We start from the raw sequence: 16,240 nt of genomic DNA, 5'->3' as shown, positions 1-16,240 counted from the left end.
GCGCTGGCCCAGCTGACGCTTTCGCGGGGCAAGCCCGCTCCCACGGTGGTGACGGATTGCCTTACACTTTTTTGTACAACTGGCTGCCTTCCTGGCGGAACCGCTCGGCCTGCTCGCGCATGCCTTCTTCAACCGTCACGTCCACGGCTTCGATCTTGGCGGCGTACTCACGCACTTCCTGGGTGATTTTCATCGAGCAGAACTTCGGCCCACACATCGAGCAGAAGTGCGCGACCTTGGCCGATTCCTTAGGCAAGGTTTCGTCGTGGTACGCGCGGGCGGTGTCCGGGTCGAGGCCAAGGTTGAACTGGTCTTCCCAGCGGAACTCGAAACGCGCCTTGGACAAGGCGTTGTCACGAATCTGCGCGCCCGGGTGGCCTTTGGCAAGGTCGGCGGCATGGGCGGCGATCTTGTAGGTGATGATGCCGGTCTTGACGTCATCCTTGTTCGGCAGGCCCAGGTGTTCCTTGGGCGTCACGTAGCACAGCATGGCGCACCCGAACCAGCCGATCATCGCCGCGCCGATACCGGAGGTGATGTGGTCGTAACCCGGCGCAATGTCGGTGGTCAGCGGGCCAAGGGTGTAGAACGGCGCCTCGTCGCAGCATTCGAGCTGCTTGTCCATGTTCTCCTTGATCAACTGCATCGGCACGTGGCCCGGACCTTCGATCATGCACTGCACATCGTGCTTCCAGGCGATCTTGGTCAGCTCGCCGAGGGTTTCCAGCTCACCGAACTGCGCAGCATCGTTGGCGTCGGCAATCGAGCCCGGACGCAGGCCGTCGCCCAGCGAGAAGCTGACGTCGTAGGCCTTCATGATTTCGCAGATTTCGTCGAAGTGGGTGTACAGGAAGTTTTCCTGGTGATGCGCCAGGCACCACTTGGCCATGATCGAACCGCCCCGGCTGACGATGCCGGTAACGCGCTTGGCGGTCAGCGGCACATAGCGCAGCAGCACACCGGCGTGGATGGTGAAGTAGTCCACGCCCTGCTCGGCCTGCTCGATCAGGGTGTCGCGGAACAGCTCCCAGGTCAGGTCTTCAGCGACACCGCCGACTTTTTCCAGGGCCTGGTAGATCGGCACGGTACCGATCGGCACGGGCGAGTTACGGATGATCCACTCGCGGGTTTCGTGAATGTGCTTGCCGGTGGACAGGTCCATGACCGTGTCCGAACCCCAGCGAATCCCCCAGGTCAGCTTGGCCACTTCTTCCTCGATCGAGGAGCCCAGGGCGCTGTTGCCGATGTTGCCGTTGATCTTCACCAGGAAGTTGCGGCCGATGATCATCGGCTCCAACTCGGTGTGGTTGATGTTGGCCGGGATGATCGCGCGGCCGCGGGCGATTTCTTCGCGGACGAACTCGGGGGTGATTTCTTTCGGGATGTTGGCGCCGAAGCTGTGGCCCGCGTGCTGCTGGTCAAGCAGGCCGGCGGCGCGGGCTTCCTGCAGCTTCATGTTCTCGCGGATGGCAACGTATTCCATCTCGGCGGTGATGATGCCCTGGCGGGCATAGTGCATCTGCGAGACGTTGACGCCCGCCTTGGCGCGGCGCGGGTTGCGCACGTGGTTGAAGCGCAGCTTGGCCAGCTCTGCATCGTTCAGGCGCTGTTGGCCGAAGTCGGAACTCAAGCCGCCCAGGCGCTCGGTGTCGCCACGCGCGTCGATCCAGGCCGAACGCACGTCGGCCAGGCCTTTGCGCACGTCGATGATGACGTTAGGGTCGGTGTAGGGGCCGGAAGTGTCGTAGACCAGCACCGGGGCGTTGGTCTCGCCGCCGAAATCGGTAGGGGTGTCGTGCAGGCTGATTTCGCGCATGGGCACGCGGATGTCCGGGCGGGAGCCTTCGACATAGACCTTGCGCGAACGGGGGAACGGTTGCACGGACTGCTGATCGACTTGTGCCGATTCGCTGAGGTTGATCGTTTTTTCTTGTTTGCTCATCACGGGCTCTCCAGACAGCTTCCTAGCGGATGGAATGTCGGGGAGAACCTGAAAGACGCGGACGCACCCCTTTACGGGTGTGCAGTGCCGGATACATGGGGGTGCCGTAAGCTGCTTGCAGCTGAGACATTCCCGGACCTGGCACAAGAGGCTCCCCGGGAAGGCGAGCAATCTTGTTCCCTACGCAGGCGCTAACCTGATCAGGTTCAACGGGATCCGCAACTTTGCGATCTCAGCCTTTGCTTCAAGGCACCCCGACAAGAACATGCGCAGTCTAGACTGGAGTGGTCGGCAAAGCCAAGCGGGTAAATACGGGTGATGATGAAAGGCGCACTGGGCGATTGTTGCCGGGGGCGCATGGCACTACACTGGCCCATCGCTCGATACTCAACAGTTCAGTAATTATATTTCGTACAAGGATTGCCTCTATGCTGCGCAAACTCTCACTGGCGATAGCCGTGTCTTGTGCGTCCAACGGAATGGCCTGGGCAGCAGAAATGCCCATGACGGTTAAAACCGACCTGGTCAGCGTCTACCAGGAAGCGGTCGACAACAACGCCGATCTTGCGGCAGCCCGCGCCGATTATGGCGCCCGCCGCGAAGTCGTCCCACAGGCCCGCGCCGGCCTGCTGCCGAACCTGTCGGCGGGTGCCGAGATGATGAACACCCGCACCAAGCTCGACGAGCCGTCCCTCACCGCCAACCGCAGCGGCAACTCCTGGAGCGCCACCCTGGCGCAGCCGGTGTTCCGTGCCGACCGCTGGTTCCAGTTGCAGGCGGCCGAGGCGGTCAACGAACAGGCGGCGCTGGAATTGTCTGCCACTGAGCAGAACCTGATTCTGCAAACCGCGCAAAACTACTTTGCGGTGCTCCGGGCCCAGGACAACCTGGCCGCGACCAAGGCCGAGGAATCCGCCTTCAAGCGCCAGCTCGATCAGTCCAACGAACGTTTCGACGTGGGCCTTTCCGACAAGACCGACGTCTTGCAGTCCCAGGCCAGCTACGACACGGCCCGGGCCAACCGGATCATCGCCGAACGCCAGGTGCAGGATGCCTTCGAGGCGCTGGTGACGTTGACCAACCGCGAGTACTCGTCGATCCAGGGTGTGGTCCACACCTTGCCGATCCAGGTGCCTACGCCCAATGACGCCAAGTCCTGGGTAGAAACCGCTGCCCGCCAGAACCTCAACCTGCTGGCGACCAACTACGCCGTCGATGCCGCCGAAGAAACCCTGCGCCAGCGCAAGGCCGGCCATGCCCCAACCGTGGATGCGGTCGCCAAATACCAGAAAGGCGATAACGACAGCTTGGGCTTTACCAACTCGCCCGCGCAGCCAAACGTGCGTTATGGCAGCGATGTGGAACAGACCAGTATCGGTCTGCAACTGAACATCCCGATCTACAGTGGCGGCCTGACCAGCTCGCAAGTGCGCGAGGCCTACCAGCGCCTGAGCCAGAGCGAGCAACAGCGCGAAAGCCTGCGCCGCCAGGTGGTGGAAAACACCCGCAACCTGCACCGCGCGGTGAACACCGATGTGGAACAGGTGCAGGCACGCAAACAGTCGATCATTTCCAACCAGAGCGCGCTCGAAGCCACCGAAATCGGCTACCAGGTCGGTACCCGCAACATCGTCGACGTGCTCGACGCCCAGCGCCAGCTGTACACCTCGGTGCGTGATTACAACAACAGCCGCTATGACTACATTCTCGACAACCTGAGCCTGAAGCAGGCGGCGGGAACCCTGAGCCCGCAAGACCTGCAAGACCTCGGGCGCTACCTGAAGCCGGACTACAACCCGGACAAGGACTTCCTGCCACCGGACCTGGCGGCGGCGGCGGCGAAGAACTTCGAGCGCAGGCCCTGAGATAGATGTCGCGCCATTCGCGGGTAAACCCGCTCCCACAGGTTTCGTGCAGCTCGCAAGGAAAGCACCAACCCTGTGGGAGCGGGTTTACCCGCGAAGAAGCAATCGCCTATCTCAGCGGATAATCGCACCAAGACCATCCAGCAACCGCTGCAAGGCGCCCTGGTTTGCCCGCATCACCGCCATGCCCGCCTCGCCCATGCGCTGACGATCCTGCGGCAACTCGATCAACCGCCGCACCGCCTCGGCCAGCCCGTCGGCATCTTCGATCTGCTGCAACGCCCCGGCGTCCTTCAGCATCGCGCTGATCTCCAGGAAGTTGAACACATGCGGCCCCATGATCACCGGCAAAGCCAGTGCTGCGGGCTCGAGCGGGTTGTGGCCGCCAGTGGCGACCAGGCTGCCGCCGACGAAGGCGATGTCGGCCAGGGCGTAGAGGAACAGCAACTCGCCCATGGTATCGCCAAGCAGCACGCGGGCCTGGTCATCGACCGGGGTGCCGGCAGAGCGGCGCACGGTGGTGAACTGTTCGCTGCACTGGGCATGCACTGCATCGAACCGCTCGGGGTGGCGTGGCACCAGGATCAGCAGCGCATCGCCGTGCACCTGCAGCAGCTTCTGATGTGCCTGCAGGATCAGCGCGTCTTCACCTTCATGGGTGCTGGCGGCAATCCATACCGGGCGCTGGCTGGCGCCCCATTGCTCGCGCAGCGCCTTGGCGCGCGGCAGCAACTGGTCATCGACCTTCAGGTCGAACTTGATCGAACCGGTCACCTGCACGCATTCAGGGCGCGCGCCCAGGTCGCGAAAGCGCTGCGCTTCGGTTTCGGTCTGTACCGCGATCAGGTTCATCTCGGCGAGCATCGGCCGGGTCAACGTGGCAAAACGCCCATATCCACGGGCCGAGCGCTCGGACAACCGCGCATTGGCCAGCGCCACCGGGATGCCACGCGTGGCACACTGGTGAATGTGGTTAGGCCACAGTTCGGTTTCCATGATGATGCCCAGCTTCGGCTGCACATGGTCGAGAAAACGCCCGGCCGCCCACGGCAGGTCGTAGGGCAGGTAGCAATGCTGCACACGCGGTTCATCGGCGAACATCGCACGAATGCGCTCCGACCCGGTCGGGGTCATGCAGGTAAGCGTGATCGGCAGGCCTGGGTAGGCCTTCAGCAGCGCCCGCACCATGGGCGCGGCGGCAATGCTTTCGCCCACCGACACCGCATGCACCCAAATGCCGCCCTGGCGCATGGGCGGCAGGCCGAAGGCAAAGCGCTCGCCGATGCGCTGGCCGTAGGCCGGTGCCTTGCGCGCCCGCAGGAACAGGCGCAGCGCAACCAGCGGCAGGCCCAGGTGAAACAGCAAGGTATAAAGAGTTCTGTTCATGGCGGCGAAGTTTACCCGATCGCGCGCAGGTGCACCGCAAAGCGCTCGGCCAGCCATTGCGCGGCAGGCCCCAATGGCTCGTCACGGCGCCAAGCCAGTTCTACGACCAGTGCCGGTGGCCGCCACTCGCTGGCGAGCTCGACCATGTGCGCCTGGTAAGTGGGGTACTGCACCACGTGCCGGGGCAACCACGCCCAGCCCAGGCCACGCATCAGCAGCTCGGCCATGGCGTAGAAGCTGTCGGCACGCCAGATCTGCGGGCTGATCGCCTCGCCGCCGGGGTAGCCACTCTGTTGCGGGGTGATCAATAGCTGGCGATGGCGCGCCAACTGCTGGCGGTTGACCTTGGCCTGCTGCGCCAGTGGATGGCCGACCGCGCACACCGTGACCATTTCCACACTGCCCAAGGCACGACGCTCCAGCGATGCCGGCATGCTTTCGTGATGAAAGAACAGGCCAAGGTCGGCACGCCGCTCCACCAACTTGCGCGCCACATCGCCCTGGGCGCCGCTGGCCAGTTGCACTTCCAGGTACGGGTAGCGGCTGGCCAGTTCATCGAGGCTGTCGATCACCGGTTGATAGGGCATGGCCTCGTCCTGGGCGACACGCAGCAGGGCTTCCTGCCCACGCATCAGGGCCAGGGCACGGCCGTCGAGGCGCTCGCATTGGCGCAGCAGCTCGCGGGCGTCCTCCAACAGCGCGGTACCGTTTTCGGTCAGCTTAGGCTGGCGGCCGCTGCTGCGGTCGAACAGGGTCACGCCCAGGTCGGCTTCAAGCATGGCGATTGCAGTGCTGATTGCCGACTGCGCCTTGCGCTGCTCACGGGCAACCGCGGAGAACGAGCGCAGCTCGACGACGCGGACGAAGGTGCGCAGTTGGTCGAGGTTCCAGTGTTCCGCCATCAACCTATCTCCCATGGTGATAGGTAATGACTTTACCGCATCCAGGCGGCGTCTAGAATGCCCGACCAGTCACCGGAGAATTGCCATGAACGCCTACACCTACCTCGCTATTGCCATCTGCGCCGAAGTCATCGCCACTGCCTCCATGAAAGCAGTGAAGGGCCTGAGCACGCCGTTGCCATTGCTGTTGATGGTGGTCGGTTATGGCATTGCCTTCTGGATGCTGACCCTGGTGGTGCGCAGCATTCCGGTGGGTATCGCTTATGCCATCTGGTCGGGGCTGGGGATTGTGCTGATCAGCGTGGCAGCGCTGGTGATCTACGGGCAGAAGCTGGATGTGCCCGCAATGCTGGGCATGGCGATGATCGTTGGCGGGGTGGTTGTGATTCAGCTGTTTTCGAAAACTGCCGGGCATTGATGCAACCTGAATTGGCCTCATCGCCGGCAAGCCGGCTCCCACCGGGGTAGCATTGGCCTCTGACTCAACGCCGTACCTGTGGGAGCCGGCTTGCCGGCGATAGGGCCGTCTCAGGTATAGCCTGTATACTTGCCAGCTGTCCCAGTCTTCGAGGTACCGCCATGCCAACCGCCATTTCCACTGACGTGCTGATCGTCGGCGCCGGGGTCGCAGGCCTCTGGCTCAATGCCCGGTTGCGCCGCCAGGGCTATTCGACCGTGCTGGTGGAACGCGCCAGCCTGGGTGGCGAGCAGACCATCAAGTCCCAGGGCATCATCCACGGCGGCACCAAGTACGCCCTGCACGGCGCCCTGACCGGCGCCTCGGAAGCGATCGCCGACATGCCGCGACGCTGGCGCGAGGCCTTGGCGGGCGATGGCGAGCTGCCGCTGGGCAAGACCCGCCTGCTGTCCGACGCGCACTACCTCTGGTCCCCCGGCACCTTGGCCGGCAACCTCACCAGCTTCTTTGCCAGCAAGGCCGTACGCGGCCGCGTCGATCAGGTCAAGGGTGAGCAACTGCCACCTGCCCTGCAGGACCGCGACTTCAAGGGCAAGGTCTATCGCCTGGCCGAGCTGGTCATCGACGTGCCCAGCCTGCTGGCCAACCTGGCCGAACTGGCCGGCGACAGCCTGCTCGCCGGCGAACGCATCGAACCCCTGCGTGATGGCGACGAGCTGGTTGGCCTGCGCGTGGACGACCGTGAAATCCGTGCGCAACGTATCGTGCTCAGCGCCGGCGCCGGCACCGAAGACGTGCTGCACGCCTTGGGCCTGAGCCAGCCGGCCATGCAACGTCGCCCGTTGCACATGGTCATGGCCAAGGGGCCGAACCTCAAGCCACTGTATGCACACTGCCTGGGCGGTGGGCCCAAGCCACGGGTCACCATCACCACCCACCCGGCGGCGGATGGCCAGTGGGTCTGGTACCTCGGCGGCGACCTGGCCGAGGCCGATGGCGTGGCGCGTGAGCCTGCCGCGCAGATTGCCGCAGCGCAAAAGGAAATCGGCAACCTGCTGCCGTGGGTCGACCAAAGCCAGATTCGCTGGGCCACCCTGCGCGTCGACCGCGCCGAACCGGCACAGTCGGGCCTGGTACGCCCGGACAACGCGTTTATTGCCGACCAGCAACGCCTGCTGGTGGGCTGGCCGACCAAGTTGGCGCTGGCCCCGGACTTCAGCGACCGGGTAATCGCCAAGCTTGAGCGCGATGGCATACGCCCCAGTGCCCAAGCCGATCTCTCTGGCCTGCCACGCCCTGCGCTGGGCGTACCTGCTTGGGAGCAATTGCTGCCATGAGCCTGCCGACCCTGCACGATTTCCATCGCCCCCTGGGCAGCACCGGCCTCACGGTTTCGCCCCTGGGCCTGGGCACGGTCAAGTTGGGCCGCGACCAAGGCGTGAAGTACCCGACCGGTTTCACCATCCCCGGCGATGACGAGGCCCGCATGCTGCTGGCCCAGGCGCGCGAACTGGGTATCAACCTGATCGACACCGCCCCGGCCTATGGCCGCAGCGAAGAGCGCCTTGGCCCGCTGCTGCGCGGCCAGCGTGATGAGTGGGTGATCGTCAGCAAGGTCGGCGAAGAATTCGACAACGGGCTCTCCCACTTCGACTTCAGCGCCGCCCATACCCGCCGCTCGGTCGAACGCAGCCTGCGCCTGCTGGAAACCGACCACATCGAACTGGTATTGGTGCATTCCGACGGCAATGACTTGGCCATCCTCGAACAGCAAGAGGTCTACCAGACACTGGCCGCCCTCAAGCAGGAAGGCAAGATCCTCGGCTACGGGCTGTCCGGCAAGACCGTCGCTGGCGGCCTCAAAGCCCTGGAACAGGGCGACTGCGCCATGGTCACCTACAACCTGAACGAGCAGGCAGAACGCCCAGTGCTGGACTACGCTGCCGAGCACGGCAAGGCGATTCTGGTTAAAAAAGCCTTGGCCAGCGGGCACATCTGCCTGGCGCCTGGGGTTGACCCGGTGCAGGCCAGTTTCGAGCTGCTGTTCTCCCACCCGGGGGTCAGCAGTGCTATCGTCGGCACCATCAATCCCTTGCACCTGGCCCATAACGTGGCCACCGTGGCCCGAATTCTGGGCCAGCATTGAGCCGCCCTCGCGGGCGTCCGACAGGAGGAGGAACCTCGTGCCGCGTACGCTGATCCGCAAGAACCCGAGCAACTTCAAGACACTGCCGCTGCATGTCGAGGCAACTGCCGAAGGCCTGGTCTACCAGAGCATCGGCATGCCGCTGAACTTCGCCCAGACCCAACAGCGGCGCAGGGCCATCCAGTTGCCCGACACACAGCGTTTCGTGGCCGAGCTGGCCAACCTGGGCGTTTCGGTACGCCTGACCCTGCATTGGCAAAACCGTGATTACTGGGTACTGGTGCGCCAGCGGCGCCAGGACCGTGGCGACGTGGTGCTGAAGCTGATTTCAGGCTACGTCCCCGCTCAAGAGCTCAACTTGCCGCTGCACACCGCCGTCCAGGAAGTGGCCGAGGAGTGTTTGCTGGAAACGCCGGAAGGCTGGCTGGGCGGGCGTTTCAACGATACCTGGCTACCGGCGCCCTACGCCGCCGCACTGCACTACCGCGAAGCGCTGCCTTTTGTGCTGACGCCGGAGTCTGGCGCGGCACGGCCGGTGCATTGCGGCAAGCTGATGCTGCTGGAGCGGCCACGGGCTTACGTGCACCTGCCGACCGCCTCGTTGCAGCTGATCTATGACATGCGCCTGCAGGTGCCCAAGGACGCCAAAAAGCTCAGCTTGTTCCATGTCGACGAACGCCTGGAAGGTGACCAGTTGGTGGCCCGGCTGAATCGCAAGCGCCCAGACCTGTACCTGATGCCATTGGAAGAAGGCCGACCGTTGGCCGAGCTCTATACGCTGAAAAAGGACGAGCTGGTGCCGGCGAGCACACGCGGGCTTTACTTGGCAGAGAGCTTTGCCCGGCAAGAAGGCTGGGTGGTCACCGATGAGCGGATTCGCTGGCGGGATTGGGTGAAGCAGCAGGGCTTGGTGGAGGCCAAGCCAGGGCGGGCTTCACACCTGCAGCGGTTTGGCGACAAGGCACGGGCGCTGCTAGCGCGGGCGCGGACGTCGCTGAACAAATAAATTCACGCGCGCGCCCTGTAGGAGCAGCCTTGTGCTGCGAAGAGGCCGGTGAAATCACCCTCAATCTATGGTGCTTTCACGGGCCTCTTCGCAGCACAAGGCTGCTCCTACAATGACCGCGCATTGCGCAGGTACAACGACCGCGCATTGTGCAGGTACAACAAACGCGCATTGCGCAGGTACAAGGACCGCGCAGTGCGCAGGTACATCAATGCTTGCGGATCTTCTCGACAATCGCCGTGGTCGAGCTGTTTTCAACCAGCCCGAGCACTTTCACGGTCCCGCCATAGGCCTTGACGATGTCGGCGCCGACCACCTGGTCGATACCATAGTCGCCGCCTTTGACCAGCACATCCGGCTTCACCTGGCTCAGCAGGTTTTCCGGCGTACCTTCCGGGAAGCTGATCACCCAATCTACCGCGCCCAGCCCCGCCAGTACCGCCATGCGGCGGTCGACGCTGTTGATCGGGCGGCCTGGGCCTTTAAGGCGGCTGACCGACGCATCGTCGTTGACCGCGACGATCAGCCGATCGCCCTGGGCCCGCGCCTGCTCCAGGTAGGTGACGTGGCCGGCATGCAGAATATCGAAGCAGCCGTTGGTGAAGACGATTTTCTCGTTGTGCGCACGCGCATCATCGATCGCCAGCAACAGTTGCTCCAGGCCCAGCACACCGCGCTCGGAACCTTCTTCGCGCTGGATCGCCCGGCGCAGCTCAGGCGCGCTGATTGCCGCCGTGCCCAGTTTACCTACCACGATGCCCGCAGCCAGATTGGCCAAGGCAACCGCGTGTGGCAGTTCTTCACCAGCCGCGATGGCTGCCGCCAGGGTAGAGATCACGGTATCGCCGGCACCGGTCACATCGAACACTTCACGCGCCCGGGCCGGCAAGTGCAATGCAGGTTGGCCGGTACGCAGCAGGGTCATGCCATGCTCGCCACGGGTGACCAGCAAGGCGCCCAGGTCGAGGTCCAGCAGCAGCTGCAGGCCCTTGGCGACCAGCTCCGCCTCATCGGCGCAACGGCCGACGATGGCTTCGAACTCGCTGAGGTTCGGGGTAATCAGGCTGGCACCGCGGTAGATGGAAAAATCCTTGCCCTTGGGGTCGGCCAACACCGGAATGCCCTTGGCGCGTGCGGCCTGGATCAGGCTCTGGTGGTTTTTCAAGGCACCTTTGCCGTAGTCGGACAACACCAGCACCTTGACGCCATCGAGCAGGCTGTCGACCTCCGCGCCCAACGACAGCGGGTCGGTGGCGAACGGTTCTTCAAAGTCGATACGCAGCAGTTGCTGGTGGCGGCTCATGACCCGCAACTTGACGATGGTCGGCTGGTGCGCGATGCGTTGGAACACCGAGCGCACGCCCGCAGCTTGCAGGCTGTTGGCCAGGCTGTCGGCGGCCTCGTCCTGGCCGGTGACACCGATCAGCGACGCCGGTGCGCCCAGGGCGGCGATGTTCAAGGCAACGTTGGCCGCGCCGCCGGGGCGATCCTCGATCTGATCGACCTTGACCACCGGGACTGGCGCTTCAGGCGAGATACGCGAAGTACCGCCATGCCAGTAGCGGTCGAGCATGACATCGCCGACCACCAGTACCGGGGCTTGATCGAAACGCGGCATGGACAACTTCATGGGCAACCCATATGAAAATAATGAACAGGGGCAGGATATTAGCACAGGGTAAGCGACGGCTTTATGGCCAGATCGGGCCCATGAAAATTCCGGTGACAATCGGGGCCGGCGAGGCCCCGATCAACGAGGTTCAGGTGATATCGGCCTTGGCCGGCTCATCCAGGCCCATCGCATGCAGGCGGGCATAATGGCCATTCGCCTGAAGCAACTCGGCATGGGTACCGCGCTCTACTAAGCGGCCCTGGTCCATGACCAGAATCAGGTCGGCCTTCTCGATGGTCGACAGGCGGTGGGCGATGACCAAGGTGGTCCGCCCTTCCATCACGTGATCCAGTGCGGCCTGGATATGCCGCTCGGACTCGGTATCCAGCGCCGAGGTCGCCTCGTCGAGGATCAGCAGTGGCGCGTCCTTGAGCAACGCGCGGGCAATCGCCAGGCGCTGGCGCTGGCCGCCGGACAGCAACACGCCGTTCTCGCCAACCTCGGTATCGAAGCCCTTCGGCAGCTTGTCGACGAACTCCTTGGCATAGGCGTCGGCAGCCGCCGCCTCGATGTCCTCGCGCGGTGCACCGGCCAGGTCGCCGTAGGCGATGTTGTTGGCCACCGTGTCGTTGAACAAGGTGACGTGCTGAGTGACCTGGGACACATGGCGACGCAAATTACGCAGGCGATAGTTCTCGATCTCCTCGCCATCGAGCAGAATCTGCCCTTTGTCGTGGTGATAGAAGCGCGGAATCAACGCCGCCAGGGTCGACTTGCCGCTGCCGGAGCGGCCTACCAAGGCAATCATCTGCCCCGGCTCGGCGACGAAGCTGATATCGCTCAGCACCTCACGGTCGGTGCCGGGGTAGGTGAAGCTGAGGTTACGCACTTCCAGACGGCCTTCTACCTGCGCCTTCTCAAGGGTGCCCGTGTCTACCTCGGGCTCTTCGTCGAGCTGTTCGAAGATGCTTTCTGCGCCGGCGAGGCCCTTCTGGATGGTCGAGCTGACTTCGGACAGCTGGCGGATCGGTTTCGGCAGCAGGCCAGCCGCGGTGATGTAGGCCACCAGGTCACCGGCGGTCGAGTCACCACGGAGGTACAGCACCAGGAACATCAAGGCCGCCATGGCGGTGTAGATCACCAACTGCAGCATCGGCGTATACAGCGAGCCGGTCTTGGTCATGCGCAGTTGCTTGTCGGTATTGCTTTGGCTCGCGCGGCCAAAACGCTGCTGTTCGTAAGCCTCGCCGCCGAAGCTGCGCACCACGCGATAGCCCTGGATGGTCTCGGAGGCGACGTGGGTCACGTCGCCCATGGCCACCTGGATCTTCTTGCTCTGCTTGCGGAATTTCTTGCTGGCAACGCTGACCATCACTGCAATCACCGGCAGGATGGCAACCATCACCAAGGTCAAGTGCCAGTTCATCCACAGCAGGTAGGCGAACAGAAAGACCACCGTCAGGCCTTCGCGGATCACGACCTTGATCGCGTCAGTCGCAGCGCCGGTGACCATGGTCACGTTGAAGGTGATGCGCGAAATCAGGTGCCCCGAGTTGTGGTTGTCGAAGTAGCGGTTGGGCAACACCAGCAACTTGTTGAACAACTCGACACGCAGGTCATGCACCAGGCACAAGGAAACCTTGGCCAGGAAGTAGTTGCCCAGAAACGAGCCCAACCCCTGCCAGGCCGCGATCAGGATGATCAGCAGCGGCACCGCCTGCAGCAGCTGCAGGTCGCGCAGGTAAGGCACGGTAGGGAACAACACCGCTTGCGGATTGCTCAGGCCATCGACGAAATACTTGAGGATCCCGGCCAGCATCGGCTGGGTAGAGGCGAAGATCACGAAACCGACGATGCTCAGCAGGAAAATGCCGGCATAGGGTTTCACGTAGCTCAGCAGCCGGAAGTAGATCTTCAGGCTGGAGGTATGCTCCGCGGTTCGCGGTGTTTCGGCCATCATCGAGCTCGCTGTTCAGGTTGAACCGGAAATTTTACCACAGGCGTCATTTTCGGCACGCCCCCAAGGCAACATCATGGCCAGGCCGACCGGCAGCCAGCTGATGAACCACTCTGCACGCGGCGTACCAGTGAGGCTGGCGGCATCGAACTGCATGGCCAGGGTCGAGTAAACCCAGAAGCACAGCAGGATCTTGCCGAACAGCGTGCCGCGTGCCCGGACAATTTCAGCCAGGGTGTACAGCCACACGGCCACCCACAGCAGCATGCCGGGCAGGCCCATTTCCACGGCAACGTGGGTGAACATGTTGTGGGTATGGTCGAAGTGCAGGCCAACGGCGTTCACATCGTACGCCGCGCCCAGCCCCAGCCCAGTCCAAGGGTGGGCGGCGATCATGTTCAGCACCGCATGGAAAATCTCCGGGCGGTACGATGAGCCGCGCTCGGCGATCAGGCTGAACAGGGTGTAGAAGGCCGCAGCGGTGGCGATCATGGCGAGGATGGCGAACAGCCGGCTGTGGCGGTCGCGGAACCACAGCGGCGCCAGCACCACAGTGATGACCAGGGCCAGCACCGCGCCACGGCTCTGGCTAAGCACCGCGAAGGCCCCCAGGCAGGCCAGCGCCACCAGCCAGGCCAACTGCAGGCCGCGATGACGCGGCGGTTGGTAAAGCAGCAGCAGCGCGGCAGCGCCAATCACATAAGCGCCCAGGATCGGGTGCGAAATCTCGCCGATCCCCCCCAGCCGTACCGGCAGCGGGTTGCCCTGCACACCATAGAAGTTGATGATCGAGATCAGCGCAGCGAGGCCCAGCAAGCCGCTGCCAAACGCCAACAAGTGGCGAATTCGCTGCTGACCGCGCTGCGCCAACAGCGGGAATGCCATCAGAAACACCAGGATATAAATCAGCCGCTTGATTTCGCGCCCGGGTTCCTCGGACGGCGACCAGGCCAAACTGATCCCGCTCCACGCCAGCAACAGCAGCACGCTCGCCCACAAGGCCGGCTGGCGCCGCCAAGCCTCAGCCAGCACCTGCCGGGCAGACCACGCCAACAGCAACGTCGGCAACCACAAGAACAGCACCAGCCCTTGCTGGTACAGCTTATTGCTGGGCGCCAGCGCAATCGCCGCCAAGAACCAGACCAGACCCAATCCTAACCAGGCGCGCGCCCAGTTTTTTTCATACAACATCCTTTCCCCCGATGAATCAAAGACACCATCCATGGTGCTACCGCATTATTTTCGGCATTATTGCCGGTCATTTTGCTCGCCAGACGACAAGGCCCTATTCATGCAATGCTCCCGGCTCACCCAGGTCGAATTCGATCAGCTGACACTAGGCGCACAGGTGCTAGAGGCAGACAGCCATGGCGCCAAAGTCTACCTGCTCGAGAATGGTAATTTCCTCAAGGTTTTTCGTCGTAAGCGACTGATTTCATCTGCGCTGCTGCGCCCCTATTCCCAGCGCTTCGTCGACAACGCCGCGCGCCTGGCGCAATTGGGCATTCCTACCCTCGAGGTGATCAGCCAGCACAAACTTGACTTGCCCGGTAGAACGGCGGTGCTGTACCGCCCGCTGCCTGGGCGCACGCTGCTGCAAATGTCGCGCGACGCTGACTTCAGCTGGGACACTTACCTGCCGCGGTTGATCGAGTTGATCCGCCAACTGCACCGCAGCGGTGTCTACTTCCGCTCGTTGCACCTGGGCAATGTCGTGGTCACCCCCGACCAGCGCCTGGGCTTGATCGACGTGGCCGACATGCGCTTCCTGCGCCCGCCGCTGTCTGCACGCATGATTCGGCGCAACGTGCAGCACATGGTGAACTACATTCAGCGGGAGAACCTGGGTGACCGGTTCCCCCTCGCCGACTTCGAGGCCGCCCTGCTGGCCCGCTGACACTCAACTGCGCAGCAGGCTTTGCGACCCGTTCTGGAAAGCCTGCCAGGCCTGCTCCGGCGCCAATGCCTGGCGTTGCCGGGCAGCCAGCGCTGTGGCGCCGGGCACGCTGCAGCGCTCTATCGCCGCGGCCCAGGCTGACTGGTCAGCAATTGGCAGGTAGCCACCGGTGTCCAGCAACTGCTCACGGAAGACCAACAGGTCGCTGCAGACCACCGGCACATCGGCCATCACCGCCTCTTGCACGACCAACCCCAAGCCTTCTGACCGCGAAGGCACCAGTAGCCAGTCAAACGCGCGGTAGAGCTGCTGTAGGTCTTCACGGTGACCGCACAGGTGCACACGCCCGGCCAGGCCCAACGCGTCGATGCGCGCTTGCAGCACGGCATGCAAGGGGCCTTCACCGATGATTGCGAGTTGCAGATCAGGCTTGTGGATAGCGGCCTTGGCAAACGCCTCGATCAGCATTTCAAAGCCTTTGCTTTCGACCAGCCGCCCCACTGCACCCAACACCTGCCCATTGCCAGGCTGCAACGCCAGCGCTTGCCGGGCCTGCTCGCGGCTCAACAGCGGCTCGACGAACGCCCGTGGGTCCAGCGCCATGCGCAGGGTCTGTACGGGCCTGCCGAGATCACGTTCAAGGGCTTCGGCAAGCGTATGGGAAACCGCCGCAATGCTCAGGCGCTCGGCGGGTAGCGTGCGCAACAAGCGGATGTCGCTTGCCGTCAGCCGTGTCTTGCCATGGAACAGCACCTTGGCGCGTACGTTGGGAATCTGCTGCAACAGCGGCAGCACCAGCCGGGCGACGCCGACACCATCGAGCAGCACGATTTCGGCCTGAGCCTCGGCCAGCGCCTTGCGCAGCCGCATGCGCAGCCACGGGCGCAGCAGTCGCCACAGGTGCCGGCCCTTGAGCGCACGCGGTGGCATGTGCCACTCCCGGGTCGAACCGAGCCCACAGCAAAGCCCGCTGCCTAATAGCAGCCAGTTGCTGATCCTGGCATCGGGGCCCGCATGAGACAGCACCTGTCGATGAACCTTGTGGATGGACATGTACGGCGAACCGCCTGCCCACATCATATTGACGATGTTCATGGGGTTAGCGCCCC

General features: G+C 63.5%; 13 protein-coding genes and 1 riboswitch. Of the genes, 6 read left to right on the top strand and 7 right to left on the bottom strand.

The annotated features are described in order from the left end of the window. Positions 1-61 precede the first annotated feature (61 nt). Entirely contained in the window at positions 62-1,942 is a 1,881-nt protein-coding gene (thiC, locus tag QOS90_RS03105) for a phosphomethylpyrimidine synthase ThiC (protein WP_027592502.1), read from the bottom strand. Positions 1,943-2,102: 160 nt separating this feature from the next. Continuing rightward, a riboswitch (TPP riboswitch) is annotated at positions 2,103-2,209 on the bottom strand. A gap of 161 nt (positions 2,210-2,370) precedes the next feature. On the opposite strand from thiC, the gene QOS90_RS03100 reads away from it, so the two are divergent. After that, positions 2,371-3,807, top strand: coding sequence for a TolC family outer membrane protein (locus QOS90_RS03100; RefSeq protein ID WP_027592501.1), 1,437 nt, complete (start codon positions 2,371-2,373; stop codon positions 3,805-3,807). Between the two features lie 114 nt (positions 3,808-3,921). On the opposite strand, the gene waaA is transcribed toward QOS90_RS03100, so the two are convergent. Both waaA and QOS90_RS03090 read right to left on the bottom strand, forming a co-directional pair. After that, positions 3,922-5,193 carry a lipid IV(A) 3-deoxy-D-manno-octulosonic acid transferase gene (gene waaA, locus QOS90_RS03095; RefSeq protein ID WP_085272296.1) on the bottom strand — a complete coding sequence of 424 codons (1,272 nt, stop codon included), beginning with the start codon at positions 5,191-5,193 and terminating at the stop codon, positions 3,922-3,924. 11 nt (positions 5,194-5,204) lie between these two features. Further along, positions 5,205-6,095 (bottom strand): LysR family transcriptional regulator, encoded by an 891-nt coding sequence (locus QOS90_RS03090; RefSeq protein ID WP_085272295.1) that lies wholly within the window; start codon positions 6,093-6,095, stop codon positions 5,205-5,207. Between the two features lie 85 nt (positions 6,096-6,180). Between QOS90_RS03090 and QOS90_RS03085 the strand changes: the two genes are divergently transcribed. The 4 genes from QOS90_RS03085 (at position 6,181) to QOS90_RS03070 (ending at position 9,665) form a co-directional block, all read left to right on the top strand. Beyond that, on the top strand, positions 6,181-6,513 hold the full coding sequence (locus QOS90_RS03085) for a DMT family transporter (RefSeq protein ID WP_008095055.1): 333 nt from the start codon (positions 6,181-6,183) through the stop codon (positions 6,511-6,513). Positions 6,514-6,674: 161 nt separating this feature from the next. After that, positions 6,675-7,850, top strand: a complete 1,176-nt coding sequence (locus QOS90_RS03080; RefSeq protein ID WP_027592498.1) for an NAD(P)/FAD-dependent oxidoreductase — start codon at positions 6,675-6,677, stop codon at positions 7,848-7,850. Further along, positions 7,847-8,659, top strand: a complete 813-nt coding sequence (locus QOS90_RS03075; RefSeq protein WP_085272294.1) for an aldo/keto reductase — start codon at positions 7,847-7,849, stop codon at positions 8,657-8,659. Before QOS90_RS03080 ends, QOS90_RS03075 begins: the two co-directional genes overlap by 4 nt. Positions 8,660-8,696: 37 nt before the next feature. Next, entirely contained in the window at positions 8,697-9,665 is a 969-nt protein-coding gene (locus QOS90_RS03070) for a hypothetical protein (protein WP_027592496.1), read from the top strand. A 208-nt stretch (positions 9,666-9,873) separates the two neighbouring features. Here the strand turns inward: QOS90_RS03070 and hldE are convergent, their stop codons facing one another. The 3 genes from hldE to QOS90_RS03055 all read right to left on the bottom strand — a co-directional run bounded on the left by hldE (position 9,874) and on the right by QOS90_RS03055 (position 14,425). Next, on the bottom strand, positions 9,874-11,295 hold the full coding sequence (hldE, locus tag QOS90_RS03065; RefSeq protein WP_027592495.1) for a bifunctional D-glycero-beta-D-manno-heptose-7-phosphate kinase/D-glycero-beta-D-manno-heptose 1-phosphate adenylyltransferase HldE: 1,422 nt from the start codon (positions 11,293-11,295) through the stop codon (positions 9,874-9,876). Between the two features lie 130 nt (positions 11,296-11,425). Beyond that, positions 11,426-13,234: a lipid A export permease/ATP-binding protein MsbA gene (gene msbA / locus QOS90_RS03060; protein WP_027592494.1), complete on the bottom strand. Its 1,809-nt coding sequence runs from the start codon at positions 13,232-13,234 to the stop codon at positions 11,426-11,428. Positions 13,235-13,249: 15 nt separating this feature from the next. Next, positions 13,250-14,425: an O-antigen ligase family protein gene (locus QOS90_RS03055; RefSeq protein WP_027592493.1), complete on the bottom strand. Its 1,176-nt coding sequence runs from the start codon at positions 14,423-14,425 to the stop codon at positions 13,250-13,252. Between the two features lie 100 nt (positions 14,426-14,525). On the opposite strand from QOS90_RS03055, the gene QOS90_RS03050 reads away from it, so the two are divergent. Continuing rightward, positions 14,526-15,131 carry a hypothetical protein gene (locus QOS90_RS03050; protein WP_027592492.1) on the top strand — a complete coding sequence of 202 codons (606 nt, stop codon included), beginning with the start codon at positions 14,526-14,528 and terminating at the stop codon, positions 15,129-15,131. Between the two features lie 3 nt (positions 15,132-15,134). Here QOS90_RS03050 and QOS90_RS03045 read toward each other — a convergent pair whose 3' ends face one another. Further along, positions 15,135-16,226, bottom strand: a complete 1,092-nt coding sequence (locus tag QOS90_RS03045) for a glycosyltransferase (RefSeq protein WP_027592491.1) — start codon at positions 16,224-16,226, stop codon at positions 15,135-15,137. Positions 16,227-16,240 lie beyond the last annotated feature (14 nt).

This window comes from Pseudomonas sp. LAIL14HWK12:I10 (genome assembly GCF_900184205.1).
GTDB lineage: Bacteria > Pseudomonadota > Gammaproteobacteria > Pseudomonadales > Pseudomonadaceae > Aquipseudomonas > Aquipseudomonas kermanshahensis.
Note: the sequence above shows the minus strand (reverse complement) of the source record. Positions and strands in the feature narration are given on the sequence as shown.